The organism is Noviluteimonas caseinilytica (assembly GCF_018406605.1).
Classification (GTDB): Bacteria; Pseudomonadota; Gammaproteobacteria; order Xanthomonadales; family Xanthomonadaceae; genus Noviluteimonas; species Noviluteimonas caseinilytica.
Map to the genome: position 1 here is coordinate 872,126 of NZ_AP024545.1, position 23,293 is coordinate 895,418.

The 23,293-nt window shown below is 68.6% G+C and carries 23 protein-coding genes; 11 read left to right on the plus strand and 12 right to left on the minus strand.

Translation table 11 applies throughout. The features are described from left to right. Position 1: 1 nt before the first annotated feature. Together LYSCAS_RS04345 and LYSCAS_RS04350 are read right to left on the minus strand one after the other, a co-directional pair. Positions 2-811 carry an ABC transporter ATP-binding protein gene (locus LYSCAS_RS04345; protein ID WP_213437579.1) on the minus strand — a complete coding sequence of 270 codons (810 nt, stop codon included), beginning with the start codon at positions 809-811 and terminating at the stop codon, positions 2-4. Continuing rightward, positions 804-1,934: an ABC transporter permease gene (locus LYSCAS_RS04350; protein ID WP_244858662.1), complete on the minus strand. Its 1,131-nt coding sequence runs from the start codon at positions 1,932-1,934 to the stop codon at positions 804-806. The genes LYSCAS_RS04345 and LYSCAS_RS04350 overlap by 8 nt, the downstream gene beginning before the upstream one ends. A gap of 92 nt (positions 1,935-2,026) precedes the next feature. Between LYSCAS_RS04350 and LYSCAS_RS04355 the strand changes: the two genes are divergently transcribed. Next, positions 2,027-3,325, plus strand: a complete 1,299-nt coding sequence (locus LYSCAS_RS04355) for a threonine/serine exporter family protein (protein ID WP_213436038.1) — start codon at positions 2,027-2,029, stop codon at positions 3,323-3,325. Here the strand turns inward: LYSCAS_RS04355 and LYSCAS_RS04360 are convergent, their stop codons facing one another. The 4 genes from LYSCAS_RS04360 to LYSCAS_RS04375 form a co-directional block, all read right to left on the minus strand. After that, on the minus strand, positions 3,326-3,703 hold the full coding sequence (locus LYSCAS_RS04360; protein WP_213436040.1) for an H-NS histone family protein: 378 nt from the start codon (positions 3,701-3,703) through the stop codon (positions 3,326-3,328). A 33-nt stretch (positions 3,704-3,736) separates the two neighbouring features. Then, on the minus strand, positions 3,737-5,434 hold the full coding sequence (locus LYSCAS_RS04365; protein WP_213436042.1) for a proline--tRNA ligase: 1,698 nt from the start codon (positions 5,432-5,434) through the stop codon (positions 3,737-3,739). Positions 5,435-5,504: 70 nt separating this feature from the next. Continuing rightward, positions 5,505-5,789, minus strand: coding sequence for a DUF4124 domain-containing protein (locus tag LYSCAS_RS04370; RefSeq protein ID WP_213436044.1), 285 nt, complete (start codon positions 5,787-5,789; stop codon positions 5,505-5,507). A gap of 5 nt (positions 5,790-5,794) precedes the next feature. Beyond that, positions 5,795-6,277: a DUF4124 domain-containing protein gene (locus LYSCAS_RS04375; protein WP_213436046.1), complete on the minus strand. Its 483-nt coding sequence runs from the start codon at positions 6,275-6,277 to the stop codon at positions 5,795-5,797. A gap of 92 nt (positions 6,278-6,369) precedes the next feature. Here LYSCAS_RS04375 and pssA point away from each other — a divergent pair, with 92 nt between their 5' ends. From pssA to rimI, 3 genes are read left to right on the plus strand one after another with little or no spacing between them, the layout of a single operon-like run. Next, a complete protein-coding gene (gene pssA / locus LYSCAS_RS04380; protein ID WP_213437581.1) occupies positions 6,370-7,137 on the plus strand; it encodes a CDP-diacylglycerol--serine O-phosphatidyltransferase in 768 nt (255 codons plus the stop codon). Then, complete coding sequence (locus LYSCAS_RS04385) at positions 7,134-7,415, plus strand: hypothetical protein (protein WP_213436048.1); 282 nt, start codon at positions 7,134-7,136, stop codon at positions 7,413-7,415. Before pssA ends, LYSCAS_RS04385 begins: the two co-directional genes overlap by 4 nt. Continuing rightward, a complete protein-coding gene (gene rimI, locus LYSCAS_RS04390) occupies positions 7,412-7,894 on the plus strand; it encodes a ribosomal protein S18-alanine N-acetyltransferase (RefSeq protein ID WP_213436055.1) in 483 nt (160 codons plus the stop codon). The genes LYSCAS_RS04385 and rimI overlap by 4 nt, the downstream gene beginning before the upstream one ends. Here the strand turns inward: rimI and LYSCAS_RS04395 are convergent. Next, entirely contained in the window at positions 7,828-8,487 is a 660-nt protein-coding gene (locus LYSCAS_RS04395; RefSeq protein WP_213436057.1) for an alpha-ketoglutarate-dependent dioxygenase AlkB family protein, read from the minus strand. The genes rimI and LYSCAS_RS04395 overlap by 67 nt on opposite strands. Positions 8,488-8,536: 49 nt before the next feature. On the opposite strand from LYSCAS_RS04395, the gene LYSCAS_RS04400 reads away from it, so the two are divergent. Next, positions 8,537-10,177: an electron transfer flavoprotein-ubiquinone oxidoreductase gene (locus tag LYSCAS_RS04400; RefSeq protein ID WP_244858664.1), complete on the plus strand. Its 1,641-nt coding sequence runs from the start codon at positions 8,537-8,539 to the stop codon at positions 10,175-10,177. Between the two features lie 69 nt (positions 10,178-10,246). Here the strand turns inward: LYSCAS_RS04400 and LYSCAS_RS04405 are convergent, their stop codons facing one another. The 5 genes from LYSCAS_RS04405 to LYSCAS_RS04425 all read right to left on the minus strand — a co-directional run bounded on the left by LYSCAS_RS04405 (position 10,247) and on the right by LYSCAS_RS04425 (position 18,369). Next, positions 10,247-12,676, minus strand: a complete 2,430-nt coding sequence (locus tag LYSCAS_RS04405; protein WP_213436061.1) for an FG-GAP-like repeat-containing protein — start codon at positions 12,674-12,676, stop codon at positions 10,247-10,249. Positions 12,677-12,838: 162 nt separating this feature from the next. Then, a complete protein-coding gene (locus LYSCAS_RS04410) occupies positions 12,839-15,307 on the minus strand; it encodes an FG-GAP-like repeat-containing protein (RefSeq protein WP_213436063.1) in 2,469 nt (822 codons plus the stop codon). 220 nt (positions 15,308-15,527) lie between these two features. After that, entirely contained in the window at positions 15,528-16,154 is a 627-nt protein-coding gene (locus LYSCAS_RS04415; RefSeq protein ID WP_213436065.1) for a CoA transferase subunit B, read from the minus strand. Next, positions 16,154-16,864, minus strand: a complete 711-nt coding sequence (locus LYSCAS_RS04420; RefSeq protein WP_213436067.1) for a CoA transferase subunit A — start codon at positions 16,862-16,864, stop codon at positions 16,154-16,156. Before LYSCAS_RS04420 ends, LYSCAS_RS04415 begins: the two co-directional genes overlap by 1 nt. A 92-nt stretch (positions 16,865-16,956) precedes the next feature. After that, entirely contained in the window at positions 16,957-18,369 is a 1,413-nt protein-coding gene (locus LYSCAS_RS04425; protein ID WP_213436069.1) for a mannose-1-phosphate guanylyltransferase/mannose-6-phosphate isomerase, read from the minus strand. A 143-nt stretch (positions 18,370-18,512) separates the two neighbouring features. Here LYSCAS_RS04425 and LYSCAS_RS04430 point away from each other — a divergent pair, with 143 nt between their 5' ends. Genes LYSCAS_RS04430 through LYSCAS_RS04455 form a run of 6 tightly spaced genes read left to right on the plus strand, consistent with a single transcriptional unit; the run spans position 18,513 to position 23,280 of the window. Continuing rightward, complete coding sequence (locus LYSCAS_RS04430) at positions 18,513-19,259, plus strand: electron transfer flavoprotein subunit beta/FixA family protein (protein WP_213436071.1); 747 nt, start codon at positions 18,513-18,515, stop codon at positions 19,257-19,259. Beyond that, entirely contained in the window at positions 19,259-20,197 is a 939-nt protein-coding gene (locus LYSCAS_RS04435; RefSeq protein WP_213436073.1) for an electron transfer flavoprotein subunit alpha/FixB family protein, read from the plus strand. The genes LYSCAS_RS04430 and LYSCAS_RS04435 overlap by 1 nt, the downstream gene beginning before the upstream one ends. Next, positions 20,194-20,823, plus strand: coding sequence for a NeuD/PglB/VioB family sugar acetyltransferase (locus LYSCAS_RS04440; protein ID WP_213436081.1), 630 nt, complete (start codon positions 20,194-20,196; stop codon positions 20,821-20,823). Before LYSCAS_RS04435 ends, LYSCAS_RS04440 begins: the two co-directional genes overlap by 4 nt. Next, complete coding sequence (locus tag LYSCAS_RS04445; protein ID WP_213436083.1) at positions 20,820-21,242, plus strand: GtrA family protein; 423 nt, start codon at positions 20,820-20,822, stop codon at positions 21,240-21,242. The genes LYSCAS_RS04440 and LYSCAS_RS04445 overlap by 4 nt, the downstream gene beginning before the upstream one ends. After that, positions 21,239-22,360 (plus strand): DegT/DnrJ/EryC1/StrS family aminotransferase, encoded by a 1,122-nt coding sequence (locus tag LYSCAS_RS04450; RefSeq protein WP_213436085.1) that lies wholly within the window; start codon positions 21,239-21,241, stop codon positions 22,358-22,360. The genes LYSCAS_RS04445 and LYSCAS_RS04450 overlap by 4 nt, the downstream gene beginning before the upstream one ends. After that, positions 22,357-23,280 (plus strand): glycosyltransferase family 2 protein, encoded by a 924-nt coding sequence (locus LYSCAS_RS04455; protein ID WP_213436087.1) that lies wholly within the window; start codon positions 22,357-22,359, stop codon positions 23,278-23,280. The genes LYSCAS_RS04450 and LYSCAS_RS04455 overlap by 4 nt, the downstream gene beginning before the upstream one ends. The last annotated feature ends 13 nt before the right edge of the window (positions 23,281-23,293 follow it).

Here is a 23,293-nt window from a genome sequence, read left to right on the forward strand (position 1 = left end):
GTCAGACTCCTGGGGCCGGTGCGGGCACCGTGGTCGCCGGGCGGGCGGCACGGGCGCGGGGGCCGTGGAAATATTCGCGCACCCACGGGTGGTCGAACTGCTCGACTTCCTCGATGGGCGCATTGATGACCACGCGGCGGTCGGCGATGACCGCCACGCGATCGCAGATCGCATAGAGCGTGTCGAGGTCGTGCGTGACCAGGAACACGGTGAGGCCCAGCGCGCGCTGCAGCGTGAGGATCAGTTCGTCGAACGCGGCGGCGCCGATCGGATCCAGGCCGGCGGTGGGTTCGTCGAGGAACAGCAGCGGCGGGTCGAGCGCCAGCGCGCGTGCCAGCCCCGCGCGCTTGCGCATGCCGCCGGACAACTGCGACGGCAGCTTCTCGATCGCATCGGCGGGCAGGCCCGCCAGTTTCACTTTCAGCAGCGACAGTTCGTAGCGCAGCGAGTCGGGCACGTCGGGGTGGTGCTCCTTCAGCGGCACCTGCACGTTCTCGCCGACGGTGAGCGATGAGAACAGCGCGCCGTCCTGGAACAGCACGCCGGTGTTGCGTTCGATCACCAGGCGCACGTCGTCGTCTTCGCTGCGCGCATCGACGCCGAGCACTTCGATCTCGCCCTCGTCGGGAATGCGCAGGCCGAGGATCGAGCGCATCAGCACCGACTTGCCCGCGCCCGATCCGCCGACCACGCCGAGGATCTCGCCGCGGCGCACGTCGAGGTCCAGGCCGTCGTGCACGACCTGTTCGCCGAAGCGGTTCACCAGGCCCCGCACGCGGATGATGATGTCCTCGTCGGTCACGTCAGATATCCATGTTCATGAACCACAGCGCCATCATCGCGTCGAGCACGATCACGAGCGAGATGGACTGCACGACGCTGGAGGTGGTGCGCTCGCCGACCGACTGCGCGGTGCCTTTCACCTGCAGGCCTTCCAGGCACCCGATCAGGCCGATGATCAGCGCGAAGATCGGCGCCTTCGACAGCCCCACCAGGAAATGCCGCAGTTCGATCGTCGCGTCCATGCGCGAGAGCCACGCCTGCGGCGGGATGTCGAGGTTGAACGCGCCGACCGTCGCGCCGCCCAGGATGCCGGCGATCATCGCGATGAACGTCAGCAGCGGCAGCATCACCAGCAGCGCGATGATGCGCGGCATCACCAGCAGGTCGATCGGGTCCATGCCGAGCGTGCGGATCGCGTCGATCTCCTCGCGCGCCTGCATCGCGCCGATCTGCGCGGTGAACGCGCTGGCGGTGCGGCCGGCGAGGATGATGGCGGTGAGCAGCACGGCGAACTCGCGCAGGAACGCGACGTTCACCAGTTCCACGACGTAGATCTCCGCGCCGAAGTCTCGCAGGATGTTCGCGCCGAGGAACGCGATCACCGCGCCGACGAGATACGCGAGCAGGAACACCAGCGGCACCGCGTCCAGGCCCACCTGTTCCATGTGGTAGACGGTGGACGTGAGGCGGAAGCGCCGCGGCTGCGCGAGCATGCGGCCGAACTTCAGCAGGTTCTCGCCGAGGAAGCCGACCAGCGCGAGGATCTCGTGCCAGTTGTCCTGCACCGCGAAGCCCAGGCGCGCGAGCGCGGCGCTGACGCCGTATTCGCGCTTCTTCTTCGGGCGGTCGTCGGCGACGTCCTCGATTGCGTCCACCAGCGGCTGGTGGTCGTCGCGGAAACGGAAGACGTCCAGCTCGAGGCAATGCCGGCGCGCGAAGCGCAACAGCTGCAGCACGCCGGCCGAATCCAGGCGGCCGATGTCGGCCGCGTCCACCGCCGTGACGCCCTCGGGCACCGCGCGCAGGCGCTCGCCCATCGCCAGCGCGTGCGCAAGCGTCCAGTCGCCGCGCAGGCGCAGTCGCGTGCCATCGGTGGCATCGGTGGCCAGCTCGGGCGGTCGGCTCTCCGGCAGGCGGTCGTTGTCGCGCATGGGTCCCCTCGCTGCGGCGGAGCATACACAGCCCCATGGTGCACGCGCGTGCACGACCCTACACACCACGTGCCATGCCATGCTTCGCCCCCATGACGCACGCCAACGCGCCCTCGCCCCCATCCGAGCCGCAGGCCCCGGCCGGCGGCCATCGCGCGGACGCGGGCGCCGGTTACGCCGAACGCATCGCGTTCGTGCTGGAAGTGGCCGAACACCTGCACGCCTACGGCACGACGGCGCAACGCCTGGAAGGCGCGATCGTCGCGGTGTCGCAACGCATCGGGCTGGACTGCGAACCGTGGTCCAACCCCACCGGCATGATCCTGTCCTTCAGCGATCCGCGCGGTCCCGCCGGCTTGCTGGACACCACGCGCGTCATCCGCCTCGCCCCCGGCGAAACCGACCTGTACAAGTTGTGCGAAGCCGACCGCATCGCCGAGGACGTGATGGCCGGGCGCGTCGGCATCGCCGAAGGCCATGCGCAACTGCGCGCGCTCCACAAGCCCGCGGGCTGGCGTGGCCGCGCGATGCAGGTGCTCGGTTTCGGCCTGGCGTCGGGCGCGGTCGCGGGCCTGCTGCGCCTGCCGTGGCTCGACATCGCGACCGCGGCCCTGATCGGCCTGCTGATCGGCGTGCTCGAACTCGCCTCGCACCATCGCCCGCGCCTGCAGGAAGCAAGCGATGCCGTCGCGGGCGTGATCGCCGGCATCGTCGCCATCGCGGTCTCGCATCTCATCGCACCGTTGAACCTCAACACGGTGGTGATCGCCGCGCTCATCGTGCTGCTGCCGGGTATGGCGCTCACCAACGCGGTCAACGAACTCACCAGCCGCCACCTCGTGTCGGGCACGGCGCGGTTCGCCGGTGCGCTGACGACGGTCCTGAAGCTCGCCATCGGCACGGCAATCGCGTTCAAGCTCGCGCAGTTCTCGGGGATCTCGGCGGAAGTGCGCGCGTCGCGCCCGCAGCCCGAATGGGTGGAAGGCCTTGCGCTGGTGGTGGGTGCGTTCGCGTTCGCAGTGTTGTTCCGCGCCGCGCGCCGCGATTACTGGATCGTGATGTTGTCGGCGGCGACCGGGTACCTGGTGTCGCGCTTCGGCAGCCAGGCGTTCGAAGGGACGGCCGGCGTGTTCCTCGCCGCGCTGGTGACGTCCGCCGCGGGCAATGCCTATGCGCGCTGGGCGGAACGGCCGGGCGCCCTGGTGCGCGTGCCCGGCATCATCATGCTGGTGCCCGGCAGCCTCGCGTTGCGCGGGCTGATGAACCTGGTGCAGCAACAGGATGTCGGCGCCGGCGGCGATGCCGCGATCGCGGTGCTCAACACGCTGATGGCGCTGGTGGCGGGCTTGCTGTTCGGCAACCTGCTGGTCAGCGCGCGCCGCAACCTCTGATCACTTGATCAGGAAGTCGTCGAGCTTCTTGCCGCCGGCGATCTGCGAGGACATCCACTTCGGCTGCTGCCCGCGCCCGGCCCACGTCTGGCTCGGGTCCGCGGGGTTGCGGTACTTCGGCGCGACCTTGCCGAGCTTGTAACCCTTGGTCGACTTGCGGCCCGTGGACTGCGCGGGCGCGCTGGTTTTCTTCGCGGCGGGCGCCGCGCCCCCGAACAACTCGGCGACCGTGTAGCCCTCGGCGCGCGCGAGCGCGGTGAGCTTCTGGCGGACCAGCGCGATCGGCTTGCGCTTGACCAGCGTGGTGCGCCGCTTCTTCGCCTGCGCGATGAGCGCGTCGAGTTCCTTCGCCGACAAGCCGTTGAGGTCGATGGACATGCAGCAATCTCCGCGAGGTGGGGATTCTTTGTGTCAGGCGCCCAGGCGCGCCATCAGCGTGGCGCGGTCCAGCGACTCGGCTTCGGAGGCCGTGCGCGCACGATACTCGAACGTGCCGGCCGCAAGCCCGCGCTCGGACACCACGACCCGGTGCGGCACGCCGATCAGCTCGATGTCCGCGAACATCTGGCCCGGGCGCAGGCCGCGGTCGTCGAGCACCGCGTCCAGGCCGGCGGCCAGCAGGTCCTGGTGCAGCGTTTCGGCCGCGGCCGCGACGTCGCCGTCGTTCTTCGGATTGATCACGCACACCGCGACCTGCCACGGCGCCATCGCCTCGGGCCAGCGGATGCCGTTCTCGTCGTGGTTCTGTTCGATTGCGGCGGCCACGATGCGCGAGACGCCCACGCCGTAGCAGCCCATGTACGGGACGGTGGCCTTGCCGCCCATGTCGAGCACGGTGCACTTCATCGCTTCGGCGTACTTCTGGCCGAGCTGGAACACGTGCCCCACCTCGATGCCGCGCGCCAGGCCCAGCGTGCCGTGGCCGTCGGGCGAGGGATCGCCGGCGACGACGTTGCGGATGTCGGCGACGTGCGCCGGTTCCGGCAGGTCGCGGACCCAGTTGACGCCGGCGATGTGGAAGCCGGCGGCGTTGGCGCCGACGACGAAGTCGTGCATCGCCGCGACCGTGCGGTCGGCGACGACGGTGATCGCCTTGCGCGGCGCGACGGGGCCGAGGAAGCCCGGCTCGCTGCCGAGGTGCTCGAGGATTTCCGCTTCGGTGGCCAGGCGGTATTCGGCCAGGCCCGGGAGCTTCGACAACTTGATCTCGTTGACGACGTGGTCGCCGCGCACGAGCGCGAGCACGAACCCGTCGTCGCCCATCAGCGCCACCGACTTCACCGTGCGATCGAGCCCGATGCCCAGCAACGCGGCGACGTCTTCGCACGTCTTCTGCGTCGGCGTCTCCACCTTGCGCAGGGATTCGGACGCCGCGGCGCGCGCACCCGGCGCCTTCGCTTCGGCGAGTTCGACGTTGGCGGCGTAATCGGAGCCGTCGGAGAACGCGATCGCGTCTTCGCCGGAATCGGCGAGCACGTGGAATTCGTGCGACGCGCTGCCGCCGATCGCGCCGGTGTCGGCGAACACCGCGCGGAACTTCAGCCCGAGGCGGGTGAAGATGCGGCCGTAGGTGTCGTACATGTTGCGGTATTCGTCGGCGAGCGAGGCTTCGTCGACGTGGAAGGAGTACGCGTCCTTCATCAGGAATTCGCGCGCGCGCATCACGCCGAAGCGCGGGCGGATCTCGTCGCGGAACTTCGTCTGGATCTGGTAGAAATTGACCGGCAGCTGCTTGTAGCTCGCCAGTTCATTGCGCGCGAAGTCGGTGATCACTTCTTCGTGCGTGGGGCCGTAGCAGTACCAGGCGTCCTTGCGGTCCTGGATCTTCAGCAGCTGGCCGCCGAACTTCTGCCAGCGCCCGGTTTCTTCCCACAGTTCCTTCGGCTGCACCGACGGCATCAGCAGTTCGATCGCGCCGCTGCGATTCATTTCGTCGCGCACCACCGCTTCCACCTTGCGCAGCACGCGCAGGCCGAGCGGCGACCACGTGTACAGGCCGGAAGCGAGCTTGCGGATCATGCCCGCGCGCAGCATCAGCTGGTGGCTGATGACTTCGGCGTCGGCGGGGGTTTCCTTGACGGTACGGAGGTGGAACTGCGACAGGCGCATCGGGGGGACTTCGACTTGCGGAAAGCGCGCAGTTTGCCATGCCTTGCGCGCGGGGCCCGCCGGCCGCGGGTCACTCGCGCTCGCCGTGGACCTCGATGGCGGGCGGGGCGTCGCGTTCGACGCGCTCGTACTTGCGGCCCTTCGGCGGGGTGTCGGTGATCTGCAGGACGCCGTGGGCGTCGCGCCAGCGATACAGGACGCCGGCATCGGAGGCCGCTTCGGCGTTGGCCCGGATCGCGGCGTCGCGGCGTTCGGCGGCGGGGCCGCTGTCCGCCGACGGGTCGCGCGCGGCGTACCAGGCCAGCGCGGCGACGCCGGCCAGGCCGAGGAGGATCCAGGCCGGCCGGAGTTCCATGTGCCTTACTGCGCGCAGTTGGAGGCGACGGCCGCCTGCATGGACTGCGTCTGCGCGGCGCGCTGCTCGGCGCTGTATTCCGAATCGATCTTGCCGTCGCCGTTGGCGTCCACGCCCACGGGCGAGGCGGTCTGCTGGAGCATCGCGAGGTTGGACTGCGCGGTCTTGCAGTTGGCGGCGCGGATGGCGGCCAGCTTCTCGGCCTGGGCCTTCGCGGCGGTGGCGTTGGCTTCGGCCTGGGCCTTCTCGTCCAGCTTGCCGTCGGCCTTGGCCTCGGTCTTCGCGGCCACGACGGGCGCGGTGGCCGGGGCCGGCGCGTGGAGTTCGCGCTTCTTCGCCGCGCCCTTGGCGGGCGGCGCGTCGGAATAGTGGGTGACCCCCTTGTCGTCCTTCCAGCTGTAGACGGCCTGCGCGGAGGCGGGCGCCATCGTCGAAAGGCCCACCAGGGCGATGCACGTGGCCAGCACGGTGCGGGCTGCGGCGTTCATTGGGGTCACTCCGGCGAAGGTGGCGGCGATTGCAGCACCGCCGACGGGGTCGCGCAAGCGGCGGCGCGCCAAGCGCTAAACTCGGTCACATGATGGAGTCGACCGAAACGGCGCGCCCCAGGGCCCGCGGCATCTACCTGTTGCCCAACCTCTTCACCACCGGCGGCCTGTTCGGGGGGTTCTTCGCGATCATCGCCGCCTCGCAGGGGAAGTTCGAACACGCGTGCGTGGCCATCTTCATCGCGGCCATCCTCGACGGCGTGGACGGGCGCGTGGCGCGCATGACCAACACGCAGAGCGAGTTCGGCGTGCAGTACGACTCGCTGGCGGACCTCGTCAGCTTCGGCATGGCGCCCTCGCTGGTGATGTACCACTGGGCGCTGTCGGCGATGAAGCTGGATGGCGCGGTGTTCGGCAAGATCGGCTGGCTCGTCGCGTTCCTCTACGCCGCGTGCGCGGCGCTGCGCCTGGCGCGCTTCAACAGCCAGGTCGGCCAGGTGGACAAGCGCTGGTTCATCGGCCTGGCCAGTCCCGCCGCCGCGGGCCTGATGGCCAGCTTCGTGTGGACCTTCGACGACCTGGGCTTCAGCGGCAGCGAGATGCGCTACGCCGCCGCCGGTGTCACGATCGTGGCGGGCCTGCTGATGGTCAGTCGCGTGCGCTACAACAGCTTCAAGGGTTCGGGCCAGGGACCGCGCGCGGAACGCGTGCCGTTCGTGGCGATGCTCATCGCGGTCGCGGTGCTGATCGCGTTGTGGATCGATCCGCCGCGCGTGCTGCTGGCCGCGACCACCTTGTATGCACTGTCCGGGCCGGTGTTGTGGATCCGGCGCCGGCGCATCGCGCCCGAGCCCGCATGAGCGACGCCCGGCTGCCGTGGGATCCGTTCCAGCGCGAGATGCTCGAGGCGCTCGGGCACGTCGTGTATGCGGCGCAGGATCGCGATGCGCTCGCCGCGCAAGCGGCGGACGCCGCCGATGCCGGTGCGCCGCCGTTGCTGCGCGCCCTCGCCCACGCGGCGAAGTCGCGCGTCGCGCAACTGCCGGCGCTGCCGCCGATCGAACACCTGCACACCCCGGCTGCCAAGCGCGCGCTCTGGCCCACATTGCGCGCACTGCGCAAGGCATCGCGCGGATGAGCGCCGTCACCGTCGATCGGGCGCCCGCGCCCAGCCTGCGCCCGATGCGCGAGGCCGACCTGCCCACGGTCATCGCGATCGAACAGCGCGCGTATGCGTTCCCGTGGACGCAGGGCGTGTTCCGCGATTGCCTGCTCGCCAACCATCCGGCGTGGGTGCTGGTGGAGGACGGCGCGATCATCGGCTACGCGGTGCTCAGCGTCGCCGCCGACGAAGCACACGTGCTGAACCTCTGCACCGCGCCCGAAGTGCAGGGCCGCGGCCACGGCCGCCGCTTGCTGCGCGCGCTGATGCAACTCGCGCGCGGCCGCGGCGCGCATCGCGTGTTCCTCGAAGTGCGCCCGTCCAACGGCCCGGCGATCGCGCTGTACCACGACGAAGGCTTCAACGAGATCGGCCGCCGCCCGCGCTACTACCCGGCGCGCGACGGTCGCGAGGATGCGTTGGTGATGGCGCTGGAGTTGTTGCCGGAGGAGTGATCGATCCGGCGGAACGTCAGGTTGATCCGCTCGCCCACCGCGCGCCCCGTCTTCGGCAACGCATGCTGGTAATGCCGCTGCGTCGTGCCCCGCATCACCAGCAGGCTGCCGTGCGGCAAATCGATCGACAGCGAATGCGCGCCGGCGACGGCGTGCTTCGCGTACGGCCGCAGGCGGAAGCGCCGTTCCGCGCCGAGGCTGATCGACGCGATCACCGGCGCATCGCCGAGTTCGGGTTCCGAATCGCGATGGAAGCCCATGGCATCGCGGCCCGTGCGATAGAGGTTGGCGAGCACGCTGTTGAACGGCACGTCGAGTTCGGCGGCCAGGCGGTCGCGCAACGCGGCCAGGTCCGGCATCCACGGCCGCGGTTCGAACCAGCGGCCCGAATAGCGATAGCGCGCGTCGGGATCGCCGATCCAGCAACTCAGCCGCGGCGGGTCGAACTCGCGGCCGTACACGCGGATGCGGTGCGATTCCCACGGGATCCCGTGCCGCAGGCGCGTGAACAGGTCCGTGGCCGCGTCGCCCGGCAACCAGTCCGGGTCGAACGCCAGGTCCGCGCCCGGAAGCTCGATGGCCTGCATTCCCATGCGCCGGACGCTAGCACGGGTAAAATCCCGCGATCCAATGGAGGCCGGCATGTCTGACATCGAACGCGACGTGATGGAGTACGACGTCGTCACCGTCGGCGCGGGCCCCGCGGGCCTGGCCTTCGCGATCCGCCTCAAGCAGCTCGATCCGAACCTCTCGGTGTGCGTGATCGAGAAGGCCTCCACCATCGGCGCGCACATCCTGTCGGGCGCGGTGATCGAACCGGGCCCGCTCGACGAGCTGCTCCCCGGCTGGCGCGACAACCCGCCGCCGATCTGCATCCCGGCCGCCGAAGACGAATTCCTCTTTCTCACGAAGACGGGTTCCATCAAGGCGCCGATGGTCCCGCCGCAGATGCACAACCACGGCAACTTCATCGTCAGCCTCGGCGCGTTGTGCGCGTGGCTGGCGCCGCAGGCCGAAGCGTTGGGCGTCGAAATCTATCCGGGCTTCGCCGCCGCCGAAACGTTGCACGACGACGACGGCCGCGTGGCCGGCGTGCGCATCGGCGACATGGGCGTGGCGAAGGACGGCGCGCACAAGCCGGGGTTCACGCAGGGCATCGACATCCGCGCGAAGGTCACCGTGCTCGCCGAAGGCGCGCGCGGCCATCTCACCAAGCGGTTGATCAAGCGCTTCGACCTCGCGCGCGATGCCGATCCGCAGGGCTATTCGATCGGCATCAAGGAACTGTGGCAGGTGCCGGAGGAACGCGTGTCGCCCGGCAAGATCGTGCATTCGCTCGGCTGGCCGGCCGACAGCAAGATCTACGGCGGCAGCTTCCTGTACCACCTCGACAAGGGCCGCATCGCGCTCGGCTACATCAGCGGCCTGGATTACAAGGATCCGCAGTACAAGCCGTGGGAAGCCTTCCAGCAATGGAAGAACCATCCGTCGGTGAAGGCGTTGCTCGAAGGCGGCACGATCGTCTCGGCCGGCGCGCGCGCGATCGTCACGGGCGGCTGGCAATCGCTGCCGAAGTGCGACATGCCCGGCGCGTTGCTGATCGGCGACACCGCGGGCCTGCTCAACGTGCCGAAGATCAAGGGCACGCACCAGGCGATGCGCTCGGCGATGCTCGCGGCCGAACACCTGGCGGCGTCGCAACTCTCGCCCGACGGCTTCGACGCAAAGCTGCGCGCGTCCGTGGTCGGCGATGAACTGCGCAAGGTGCGCAACATCAAGCCGGGCTTCAAGAAAGGCTTGTGGTTCGGATTGCTCAACGCCGCATGGGAAACGCTGACCGGCGGCCTGTCGCCGTGGACGCTGAAGAACAAGGCGGACTGGAGCTCGATCGACAAGGTCGGTGCGCACGAAGCGGACAAGCGCGCCGCCGTCGAACAGGAGTACGTGGCGCGCGACCTCGCCCCGCGCGATCGCCTGGCCGGCGTGTACTTCGCCGCCACCGAACACGACGAAGACCAGCCCGTCCACCTGGTCGTGCACGACACCACCGTGTGCGTGACGCGCTGCGCGACCGAATACGGCAACCCGTGCACGCGCTTCTGCCCGGCGGGCGTCTATGAAATCGTCGACGACCCGGATGGGCCGGCGAATTCCGGCAAGCGCCTGCAGATCAACAGCGCGAACTGCGTGCACTGCAAGACCTGCGACATCAAGGACCCGTACGAGATCATCACGTGGGTCACGCCGGAAGGCGGCTCGGGGCCGAACTACCAGAACCTCTAGCGAGGGAAGCAGGCAAGAAAAAGGGTGCCGCGCTTGCGCGCGGCACCCCGGTGCTTCAACCCTCGACGCTTACTGCACGCCGCCGGTGATCGTCCACTCCAGTTCCTGCACGCGGGGCAGGGCCTGACCCGAGAGCACGGTGGCGCCGGACATCAGCTGCATGTAGTTCTCGCCGGTGGTGTTGTTGCGCCACACGACGTCGGCATTGCCGTCGCCGTTGTAGTCGCCGCTGTCGACCACGCGCCAATGCGGGTCGCTCTCGACGTACACGGTCTGCATGCTCGGCGTCGCGTCGTTCATCGTCCACAGCACGTTGGCGCCCGAGACCGAGTTGCGCCAGTACACGTCCGCCTTGCCGTCGCCGTTGAAGTCGTCGATGGCCGCGATCTTCCAGTTGAAGTCGTTGACGGTCGTGGTGGGCTGCGAGGTCTGCATGACGGTCACGCCGTTCATGAACTGCAGGTAGTTCTGGCCGGTCGCGGTGTTGCGCCAGAACAGGTCGGCCTTGCCGTCGGCGTTGAAGTCGCCCGCGGCCACGATCGTCCAGTTCAGGTCGGCTTCGCGGTAGGGGTAGTTGATCGAACGCACGGTGCGCCCGTCCATCAGCCACAGGGCGTTCTGGCCCGTCACCGCGTTGCGCCAGTAGATGTCGGCCTTGCCGTCGCCGTCGAAATCGCCGCGCGCCACGATGCGCCAGTTGAGGTCGCCCACCGTGGTCAGCGGGCCGGACAGGGCCAGGACGATCTGCGTGCCGTTCATCACGTGCAGCCAGTTTTCGCCGGTGACGCGGTTGCGCCACAGGATGTCCGCGTGGCCATCGCCGTTGAAGTCGCCCGAACCGACCACCTGCCAGTTCTGGTCCGTCTCGCGGTGCACGTACGTGCTCGCCATCATCGTCGTGCCGTTCATCTGCCACAGCGCATTGAAGCCGTTGGCGGTGTTGCGCCAGTAGATGTCCGACTTGCCGTCACCGTCGAAGTCGTCGCGCGCACGTGCCGCGGCGACCGTCGCCCGGAACGTCGCCACGATCGGCATGGTCAGGCGCAGCGCGCGCGCATCGTCGGCCACGTCGGCCACGCCGCACGGCAGGCCGCCGCAGAAGGTGATGTTCGGGTTGGAGAACACGCGGTAGCCGGTCTGGCCCGTACGACGCACCGCCATCACGGTGTAGAAGTTGCCGTGCGTGGAATCCGTGCTGTAGCCGAACGAATACGGGAAGCGGCCGAATTCTTCCGGATCCAGCAGGTTCTGGTCGTTGTTCGTGTCGTCGTTGCCCGCCGCCGATTCGCGGTCGTGCTGCAGGCCCATGTTGTGGCCGAGTTCGTGGGCAAGCGTTTCGGAACGGCAGTTGTTGCCTTCATCCGTGTACACAGTGCCTTCCGAATCGCTGACGACGCTGAAGCCGAGGTTCGCGCTGTCGGCGCCGAACGGCGTCTGCGAGTTGCCGATCAACCAGCCCAGGCCGCAGCTGCCGTTTTCCGGGAACTGGAACGTGCGCACGAGGGTGACGAGGTCGGCGCCGTACTGGTCGCGCGCCGAGATCAGCGATTCGAGCGACGCCGGCTGCCCGACGAAGTTGCAGTTCACGCCACCGTCCGGCAACTGGCCGCCCGGGGCGGACGTGCACTGCTGGCCGGTCAGTTCGAACAGCGCGTCACGGTTGGACGTGGCATCCGGGTAGGTCACCTGCATCGTGTGGACCACGCGGATCTGGCCGTCGACCTGGCTGTCGGAATACGCGAGGTTGGCGATGTCCACCATGTTCTGCAGGCGCGTGTTGGCCTGCGACTGGCCACCGTAGCGGGCGGCGAAGCCATTGGTGTAGCCGATGAGCACGTCGACGGTCGTGCCGTTGGCGGTGATCTGCTCGGCACTCATCCCGGCGGCACGCTGGCTGGAAACGGCCTGCGCGGCCTGCGCGATCTGGTTCTGCACGATGACGTCGTCGGCCGACGGCTGCGCGGTGGAGAGCTTCGTCTCGTCGGTGTCGACGAGGTACGTGTGGCCCGCCGACATCGTCAGCTCGAGCGGCGCGCCCTTGCCGTTCGGCAGCGTGCCGAACACGGCCTTGGGTCCGAACGTGATCACCGCATCGTTGCCGGGGGCAGCGCCCTCGGGACGACCGATGAACGTCCAGTTGCCGTCGGCATGCTCGACATGGCGCTGGTAGGCCAGGCGGATCGGCGCACCGTTGGGGCCCTGGATCGTCATGCCGCCGTCGACGATCGCCTGCAAGGCGTGCGCCTCGCTGACCTGGACGGGATACCACGTGCCCGTGGCCTTGTGGATCGCCGGCCGGGAGGCGTCATAGCCGAAGAGCGTGCCGCGGTCGGGATAGGTCGCGACCGACGAATGGCCGCCGATCGCCGAGGCGACCCGGGCATGCGGGCTGGCCGTACCGGCTTGCCCGATCTTGGTAGTGGGAGAAGCAGCGCGTTCTGCCGTGCAGCCGACCGCGAGGCCGGCGAGCAGAGACGCCGCGAGAAGAGACACGCGCATAACACCACCCCTGTGTGTAAGGTTTCGAAGGCCCTCGGAACCGGGGGCTCATCCATTTCCTTACAGCCGGCATCGCGAAAGCGTGATGACGCTGAGGGTCATCACGCATTTCCACGACCGGTGGTCGTCCCGGCGCGTCCGTCCGGCGGGTGGGCGGGCGCGTCAGCGGCCCGCGATTTTCCAGTTGAGGTCGGCGACGCGCTCGAGTTCGCGGCCCGCAAGGACCGTCGCGCCCGACATCAGTTGCATGTAGACCTGGCCCGTCGCGACGTTGCGCCAGACGAGGTCGGCGCGGTTGTCGCCGTTGTAGTCGCCGCTGTTGACGATCGTCCAGTTGGCGTCGCGCTCGGTGTACGACGTCTGCATCGTCGGCGTGGCGCCATCCATCTTCCAGAGCACGTTCACGCCGGTGACGGAATTGCGCCAGTAGATGTCGTCCTTGCCATCGCCGTCGAAGTCGTTGACCGCGACGATCTTCCAGTTGAAGTCGTTCACCGTCGTGGTGGCGCGCGATCCCGGCAGCACCGTGGTGACCTGCATGAACTGGACGAAGTTCTCGCCCGTGTTCGTGTTGCGCCACAGCACGTCGTCGTAGCCGTCGCCATTGAAATCGCCGGTGTCCACGACGGTCCAGGCCTGGTCGGTTTCGCGGTGGACGTAGGACATGTTGCGCAACGTCGCGCCATCCATGAACCACACCGCGGTCAGGCCGTTGGATGTGTTGCGCCAGTACAGGTCGGTCTTGCCGTCGCCGTCGAAGTCGCCGCGCGCCACGAGCTTCCATTCCGGCTCGGAAACGCGCGCGGTCATGCCCGAACCCGCAAGGACCTGCGTGCCGTTCATGAGCTGCACGTAGTCCTCGCCCGTGACCTGGTTGCGCCACAGGACGTCGGCATGCGCATCGCCGTTGAAGTCGCCCGAGGCCACCACGTCCCACGCGGTGTTCGCTTCGCGATAGACCTGCGCCGCCCAGATGCGATCGAGGCCGATCATTCCCCAGATCGTGTTCTGCCCGGTCGCGACGTTGTGCCACAACAGGTCGGCCATGCCGTCGCCGTCGTAGTCGTTGCGGTGCGAGGTGTGCGCCTGGCGGAACGCGGCGACGACCGGGATCGTCTGGCGCAGCGCGCGCGCGTTGTCCGCCTGGTCGGCGAGGCCGCAGGGGGCCGCCGCCGGGCCGCCCGACCACGTGCACAGGATGTTCGGGTTGGAGAACACGCGCACCTTGTGCAGGCCCGTCGTGCCGTACGCCATCACGGTGTACACGGAGGCCGAACCGCCGCGATAGCCGAACGAATACGGCAGCACGCCGTATTCCTCGGGCTGCAGCACGCCATCGGTGTCCGAAGCGGTTTCACGATCGTGCTGCAGGCCCATGTTGTGGCCGAGCTCGTGCGCCAGCGCTTCATCGCGGCACACCGTGCCGTTGCTCGGGAACGCACCGCCCGAATCGCCATTCGAATCGCTGACCACCGAATAGCCGTACGGCGCATCGTTGGTCGCGGTGATGCCGGCCTGGCCCGCGCCCGCCAGCCAGGCGATGCCGCAGCCCTGCTGCGCGGTGCTGCTGTAGTTGCGGACGAGGGAGACGACGTCGGCGCCCACGGCTTCGCGCATGGCCACGAGCGGCGCCAGCGCGGCGGGCACGGGCTTGTCGTCGCAGTTGAGCGAGCCGTTGCTCTGTTCGGTGCATGCCACGCCCGTCACGTCGTACAGCGCGTCGGAATTGGAATTGGCTTCGGTGTAGTCGACCTGCAGCGTGCCGGCCAGGCGCAACGCGGCATCGACCTGGCTCGCCCCGTACGCCTGGTTGGCGACGTCGACGAGGAAGGTGATGCGCGTGTTCGCACCCGCCGTGCCGCCGAAGCGCGAAGCGAACTGCGGCGTGTAGCCGACCAGCAGGTCGACCGTGGTCGACGCGGACGCGTTGGCGGTGGTGGCGTTGGCCGTGGCCAGGGGGCCGGACACCGCCGACGCGGTGCGCGCCTGGCGGATCATGGCCATGTCCGCGGCATCGGCGCGCGCGCCGGCCATGCGGGGCGGCAAGCGCACGTCGGAGCGGCCCGACGGATCCGCGCCGGTCATGCCCAGGCGGGCTTCCATCGCGCCGTCGGTTTCCAGCATCCACGTGCGGCCGCGGATGGTGGTGAGGCGCAGCGTGTCGCCGGACCGGGTGGGAATGGTGCCGAACACCGCGGTCGGGCCGAACGTGATGATGGCTTCGTTGCCCGGCGTGGCGCCGGCGGGGCTGCCGATCCAGGTCCAGTTGCCATCGGCGTGTTCGACATGGCGCGAATAGCGCAGGCGGATCGGGCTGCCGTCGGGCGCGGTGAGTTCGAGTTCGCCCTTGGCGATGGCGGCGATGGCATGGTCTTCGCTGATCGACACGGGACGCCAGGTGTAGGCGGTGTCGTGGATCGGCGTGGCCTTGGGATACGCGACCAGCGTGCCGCGGTCGGGCAGCGAGGCGATGCCGCGGGCATGGGCGGCAGGCAGTTGCCCGCGCGCGATCGACCCCATCGACGCGGCAGGCGGCGTGGCCGCCCGTGCGTGCGAAGCCGGGGGCGACGTGGATTGGTTCGAACAGGCACCCGCGGCGAGGATCGCGGCGGCTAGCAGGATGTGGCGCATGCAAGGTCCCGTGGAAAAGATGATCGGTGGCGTACCCCCGACGCGGGATTATCCACGTCGGACGCTGGACCGTCCCGGCGGGCAGTCACGGATCGGAGTGACCTTCCGCCCCCTGGGGCCGGTGTTGCCGGCGAGTCTCCACCGGACCGCGTGAAGATGCCAAGGACACGCCACAAGGTTCAAGGACCGGGCGCGCGGGAGGCCGCGCGCCGATGCCGCATCACTTCACCGGCACGCCGGTTTTTTCCGCGAGTTCTTCGCGCGAGACGCCCGGCGCGAGTTCCACCAGGTGCAGGCCGTCCGGCGTGACGTCCATGACGGCGAGGTCGGTGATCACGCGGTTCACCACGCCCACGCCCGTCAGCGGCAACGTGCATTGCGGGAGCAGCTTGTGTTCGCCGCCCTTGGCGGTGTGCTCCATCAGCACGACCACGCGCTTGACGCCGGCGACGAGGTCCATCGCGCCGCCCATGCCCTTCACCATCTTGCCGGGCACCATCCAGTTGGCCAGGTCGCCCTGGTCGGTGACCTGCATCGCGCCGAGGATCGCCAGGTCGATGTGGCCGCCGCGAATCATCGCGAACGAATCGTGGCTGCCGAAATAGCTGGCGCCCTTGCGCGCGGTGACCGTCTGCTTGCCGGCGTTGATCAGGTCGGCGTCGACTTCGTTTTCCGCCGGGAACGGGCCGATGCCGAGCAGGCCGTTCTCCGACTGCAACCACACGTCCATGCCGTCGGGAATGTAGTTGGCCACCAGCGTCGGCAGGCCGATGCCGAGGTTCACGTAGGCGCCGTCGCTGAGTTCCTGTGCGGCGCGTTGCGCCATTTCGTCGCGGGTCCAGGCCATTACACGGCTCCCTGGCGCACGGTGCGCTGTTCGATGCGTTTTTCGGGCGTCGCGTTCACGACGATGCGGTCGACGTAGATGCCGGGCAGGTGCACGTGGTCCGGATCGATGTCCCCGACTTCCACCAGCTGCTCCACTTCCGCCACGCACGTCTTGCCCGCCATCGCGCACGCAGGATTGAAGTTGCGTGCGGTCTTGCGGAACACGAGGTTGCCGGCCTTGTCGGCCTTCCATGCCTTGACCAGCGAGACGTCGGCCTTCAGCGCGGTTTCCATCACGTAGTGGTGGCCGTCGAACTCGCGCGTTTCCTTGCCGTCCGCGACGATCGTGCCGTAGCCGGTGCGCGTGAAGAACGCGGGGATGCCTGCGCCGCCGGCGCGCAGGCGTTCGGCGAGCGTGCCCTGCGGGTTGAATTCGAGTTCGAGTTCGCCGGAGAGGTACTGGCGTTCGAATTCCTTGTTCTCGCCCACGTACGACGAAATCATCTTGCGGATCTGGCGCGTGCCGAGCAGCAGGCCGAGGCCGAAGCCGTCGACGCCGGCGTTGTTGGAAATCACCGTCAGCGATTTCGCGCCGGAATCCCGCAGCGCTTCGATCAGCGCCTCCGGGATGCCGCACAGGCCGAAGCCCCCGACCGCGAGCGTCTGCCCGTCGGCGACGAGGCCATCGAGCGCCGTCCTGGCGTCCTTGTAGAGCTTCGATTGCGCCATGCGCGTGTCTCCCTGGTTCGATGCAGCGTGCTGCAAGTGCGAAATGTTATCCGGCGCGCATTGCACGCGCACCGTACGAAAGTCGTAGGCGCCTACTCGCGCCCGTACACGTCCTCGAGGCGGACGATGTCGTCCTCGCCGAGGTAGCTGCCCGATTGCACTTCGATCAGTTCCACGGGCTCGGCCGTCCTGTTGCGCAGGCGATGCACGCTGCCCAGCGGGATGTAGGTGCTCTGGTTCTCGTGCAGGTCGAACACGCGATCGTCGCACGTCACTTCCGCCGTGCCCGACACCACCACCCAGTGTTCGGCGCGCTTGTGGTGCTTCTGCAGGCTCAGCACCGCGCCGGGCTTGAGCACGAGGCGCTTCACCTGGAACCGCGGGCCCGCGTCCACCGAGTCGTAGCTGCCCCACGGGCGGTACACCTTGCGGTGGAACAGGTGTTCCTGGCGGCCGGCGGCCTTCAGCCGGTCGACGATCGCCTTGACGTCCTGCACGCGATCCTTGCGCGCGATCAACGTGGCATCGGGCGTGTCGACGATGACGAGGCCGTCGACGCCGATCGTCGCGACCAGGCGACGATCGGACGCGCGCACCAGGCTGTCGCGCGTGTCGATGGAAATGACGTCGCCTTCGTGGCGATTGCCGTCCGCATCGCGCGGCGAGGCCGCCCACAGCGACGACCACGAGCCGATGTCGCTCCAGCCGCAGCTCACGGGCACCACGGCGGCGCGGTCGGTCTTTTCCATCACCGCGTAGTCGATCGAATCGCTGGGGCTGGACGCGAAGGCGTCCTTGTCGACGCGGATGAAGTCGAGGTCGCGCTTCGCGCGTTCGCACGCGGCCGTGGCGGCGGCGAACATCGCCGGCGCGTAGGCCAGCAGTTCGTCGAGGTAACGCTGCGCGGAAAACACGAACATGCCGGAATTCCACGAATACCCGCCATCGGCGAGGTATTGCTGCGCGGTGGCCAGGTCCGGCTTCTCGACGAAGCGCTGCACCTTGAAGCCGTCCTCGCCCAGCGGCGCGCCGCGCGCGATGTAGCCGTAGCCTGTTTCCGGCGCGTCGGGCTCGATGCCGAAGGTGACCAGCCAACCGGCTTCGGCCAGGCCGATCGCGTGCACGATGGCCGCGCGGAAGGCCGCTTCGTCCTCGATGAGGTGGTCGGCGGGCAGCACCACCATCACGGCGTCCGGATCGCGGGCCGCCAGGTGCAGGGCCGCGATCGCGATGGCCGGCGCGGTGTTGCGAGCGACCGGTTCGAGCAGGATCCCGCCGTTGGCCAGCCCCACGCCCTGCAGCTGCTCGCCCACCATGAAGCGGTGTTCTTCGCTGCAGACGGTGACCGGCGGCTGCGCGCCCGGCAGGGCGGCCGCGCGGCGCAGGGTCTCCTGGTACAGCGAGCGTTCGCCGATGAGCGAGAGGAACTGCTTGGGCTGGTTCTGCCGCGACAGCGGCCACAGGCGCGAACCGCTGCCGCCGCTGAGGATCACCGGATGCAGCATTCCCGCCCCTTTCCTTCGAAAAACGAGGCGTGAAGGGTACTGCATCGCACCCTGCCTCGACGGTGCGGGGCCCCCGGTCCGTTAGAATTGCCGGCCCACGGCCCGCTCCATGGGCCTCCCCTGCCCCCAGGATTCCCCGAACGATGAAGATCCTCGTCGGCTACAAGCGCGTGGTGGACTACAACGTCCGCATCCAGGTCAAGCCGGATGGTTCCGGCGTGGTCACCGATGGCGTGAAGCTGTCGGCCAACCCCTTCGACGAAATCGCGCTGGAAGAAGCGCTGCGCCTGCGCGACAAGGGCATCGCGACGGAAGTGATCGTCGCCACCATCGCCCCCGCCGACGCCCAGGCCCACCTGCGCAACGGCCTGGCGATGGGCGCCAACCGCGCGATCCACGTGGTCGTGGATGGCCCGGTCGATCCGATCGTCGCCGCGCGCACGCTGCTCAAGCTGGTCGAGAAGGAACAGCCGGACCTGGTGATCCTCGGCAAGCAGGCCATCGACGACGACGCCAACCAGACGGGCCAGATGCTCGCGACGTTGTGGGGCCGCCCGCAGGCCACGTTCGCCTCGAAGCTGGACGTGGAAGCCGGCAAGGCGAAGGTGACGCGTGAAGTCGACGCCGGCCTGGAAACGCTGGAAGTCGACCTGCCCGCCGTCGTCACCACCGACCTGCGCCTCAACGAACCGCGCTTCATCAAGCTGCCGGACATCATGAAGGCGAAGAGCAAGCCGATGGAGTCGATCCCGTTCGCCGACCTCGGCGTGGACACCGGCGATGCGATGAAGACCACGCACTACGCGCCGCCTGCCAAGCGCAGCAAGGGCGTGATGGTGAAGGACGCGGCCGAACTGGTCGCCGCACTGAAAGCGAAGGGGTTGCTCTGATGGCCAAGGTACTCATCGTTGCCGAACATCTCGGCGGGAAGCTCAACGCCGCGACGGCGAAGTGCGTGTCGGCCGCGAAGGCCGTCAACGCCGACGCGATCGACGTGGTCGTGCTCGCATCGGATCCGGCCGGCGTCGCCGCCGAAGCCGCGCAGATCGACGGCGTGTCGCGCGTGATCGCGGTGGCCAACGCCGCGAACGAACACGCGATCGCGCAGGTGCTCGCGCCGCAGATCGCCAAGCTGGCCGAGGGATACACGCACGTGTTCGGCCCGAGCACCACGTTCGGCAAGGACCTGATGCCGTGCGTCGCCGCGCTGCTGCACGTCTCGCAGGTGTCGGACGTGATGTCGGTGGAAGGCCCGACGACGTTCAAGCGCCCGATCTATGCGGGCAATGCGATCGTCACGGTCGAAACGCCGGCGGGCAAGCCCGTCGTCGCGACGGTGCGCACCGCGTCGTGGCCGGAAGCGGCGCGCGGCGGCAGTGCCGCCGTTGAATCCGCGACGGTCGATGCGACGTTGCCGACGCACACGCGCTTCGTCGAACTGGCCGCGGGCAAGTCGGATCGCCCGGACCTGCAGAGCGCCAGGCGCGTCGTGTCCGGTGGGCGCGGTGTCGGTTCGGCCGAGAACTTCAAGATCGTGTACGACCTGGCCGACAAGCTGGGCGCGGCCGTCGGCGCATCGCGCGCCGCGGTGGATGCCGGTTACGTGCCGAACGAACTGCAGGTCGGCCAGACGGGCAAGATCATCTCGCCGGAGCTGTACATCGCGATCGGCATCAGCGGCGCGATCCAGCATCTCACCGGCATCAAGGATGCGGGCACGATCGTGGCGATCAACAAGGACGCGGAAGCGCCGATCTTCGAGATCGCGGACATCGGCCTGGTCGGCGACCTGTTCAAGCTGCTGCCGGAACTCGAGTCCGCCCTATGACCGCAAGCGCCAAGCCCATCGCGATCGCCGGTGCCGGCGGATTCGCCCGGGAAGTGCTCTGGCTCCTCGAAGAGCTCGGCCTGGCCGGGCGCGTCGCCATGTTCTGCGAGAGCGATGACATCTGGCGCGCGCGCGACGTCGCCGACATTCCGGTGCTGCCGATTTCGCGCCTGCCGCACGATGCGCACGTCGTCATCGGCATCGGCAACCCGGCGGCGCGGCGCGACCTGGTCGCGCAGCTGCCTGCCGACACGCACTATCCGACGTTCGTGCATCCCAACGTGCGGATGGGACGCCGGGTGGAAATCGGCGCCGGGAGCGTCATCTGCGCCGGGTCGATCCTCACCTGCGACATCGTGCTCGCCGGCCACGCGCAGTTGAACCTGGCCACGACCGTGGGCCACGACTGCCGCCTCGAACGCTTCGTCACCACCGGCCCGGCCGTGAACATCAGCGGCAAGTGCGTGCTGGGCGAAGCGGCCTACCTCGGCACCAATGCCTGCGTGCGCGAGGGGATCAACATCGCGTCCGGTGCAACGGTGGGCATGGGCGCGGTGGTCGTGCGCGACCTTCCGGCAGCCGGCGTGTATGCGGGCAATCCCGCGCGAGCGCTGCAGAAGCCGTGAGCGCGACGAGCCGCCCCAAGCATCCGCTGCGCGCGCTGCTGCACGACCAGCGGGTCCGCTTCCTCCTCGTCGGTGGCTGGAACACCGCCATCGGCTACCTGGCATTCGTGCTCGTGCACGCACTGGCCGGCGCGCGCCTCGGCGCGATCGGGACGCTGTTCGCGAGTTACTGCCTGGCCCTGCCCCATTCCTACCTGACGCAACGCCTGATCGTCTTCCGCCACGTGGGCCGGTGGTACGCGCAGTTCCCGCGGTTCGCCTTCGCCAACACGATCCTGTTCGCCGCCAACCTCGTCCTGCTGCCGCTGCTGTCGCGCGCCACGGGCGAGTTGCTGGTGGCGCAGGCCATCTCGATCGTCCTCATCACCTGTGCCACCTACTTGGTGCACAAACACTTTTCCTTCGCGAGTCGCACATGAAGCGCATTCCGTTACTTGTCCCGCACGTGCCGCGGGCCGACAACATCGTTCCCTACCTCCGCCAGATCGACGCGAACCGGTGGTACACCAACTTCGGTCCGCTGAGCCGCGCCTTCGAAGAGCGCCTGGCCGTGGAATGCGGCCCGGGGTTCGATGCGCGGCACGTCACTACCGTGTCGAACTGCACCGTGGGCCTGGAGCTGGCGCTGCAGGCACTCGGCCTGCAACCCGGTGCGCGCGTGCTGATCCCCGCGATCACCTTCGTCGCCACCGCGACCGCCGTGTTGCGCGTGGGCATGGTCCCGGTGCTCGGCGACGTGGATCCGCGCCGTTGGGTGCTGACGCCGGCGATTGCCGAAGCCGCCTGCAGCCATGGCCGCGTCGACGCGATCCTGACCGTGTCGACCTTCGGGTTCGCGCACGACGCGGCGGAATGGGATGCGCTGTCCGAACGCCTGGGCATCCCGGTGGTCATCGATGCCGCCGGCGCCTTCGGCAACCAGCACGCGGGCCGCAACACCGACGTGGTGTACAGCTTCCATGCGACCAAGTCCTTCGCCGCGGCGGAAGGCGGCGCGGTGGTGTCCGCATCGCCGGAACGCATCGAGGCCATTCGTCGCCTCGCCAACTTCGGCATCGACACGCGGATCGGCCAGCTCCGCGAAGTCGGCACCAACGGCAAGATGAGCGAATACCACTGCGCCATCGGCCTGGCATCGTTCGATGCCTGGGATGAAACCCAGCGCGCGCGGCGCGACCTGCACGCGCAATACCTCGCCGTGCTCGCGACGCACTGCCCGGAGGTGACGCTGCAGGACAAGTCGGCCGACGGCGTGTACCCGCTGATGGTCGCGGCGTTGCCGCGTGGCGTGGACATGGACGCGATCCGCGCCGCGCTCGAGGCGGACGGCATCGAAACGCGCCGCTGGTATTCGCCGAGCCTCAACCGTCATCCCGCGCTGGTCGACGTGCCGGTCGCAGGATCGATCGCCGCCGCCGAAGACCTGGGCGAACGCCTGCTCGGCCTGCCGTTCTACATCGGCCTGGAAGAGAGCGAGGTGGTGGCGATCGCCCGCGCGTTGTCCAGCGCGATCGCACTCGCCGGAGCGACAGCATGAGCACCATTTCCTACGTCCTGCCCGTCTACAACAACGCAGGGTCCATCCGCCTGAGCTGCGATGCGATCCATGCGTTGTTCGACGGCGGTGCGCTCGCCGGCCACGACTACGAGATCCTGTTGGTCAACGACGGCTCGCGCGACGGCTCGCTGGCGGAGATGCGCGAGGCCGCTGCCGCCGACCCGCGCGTGCGCACCATCGACTTCAGCCGCAACTTCGGCCAGCTCGCGGCGATCATCGCCGGCTACGACCATGCGCGCGGCGACGCGGTGATCAACATGTCCGCCGACCTGCAGGATCCGGTCGAACTGACTGTCGAAATGGTGCAGGCGTGGCAGGCCGGTTCGGACGTAGTCATCGGCCATCGCGAAGCGCGCGAGGATTCGTTCGGCGCGCGCCTGTTCTCCAGGCTCGCCTACGGCGCGGTGCGCGCGGGCAACGCCAACATCCCGGCCGGCGGGTTCGACTTCGTGCTGATGAGCCGCAAGGCGCTGACGCTGTTCCTGAGCCTCAAGGGCCGCAACCGGTTCTTCCAGGGCGACGTCGTGTGGGCGGGACTGCCGACGACGTTCCTGCCCTACGTCCGCCGTGCGCGCACGATCGGCAAATCGCAGTACACCTTCAGCAAGAAGCTCAAGCTGTTCTACGATTTCGTCCTCGATGGCTCCTACCTTCCGATCCGCCTGATGTCGGCGTGCGGCGCGGCGGTCGCGCTGCTGGGCGTGCTGTACGCGATCGCGATCGTCGTGGCGTGGACCTTCGGCGACGTGCCGTTCTCCGGCTGGGCGCCGATCATGGTCGCCGTGCTGTTGATCGGCGGCATGATCATGCTGATGCTCGGGATGATGGGCGAGTACCTCTGGCGCATCCTCGACGAGGTCAAGGCCAAGCCGCTCTACGTGGTGCGCGACGAGTCCTGACGCGCCGGGTGCG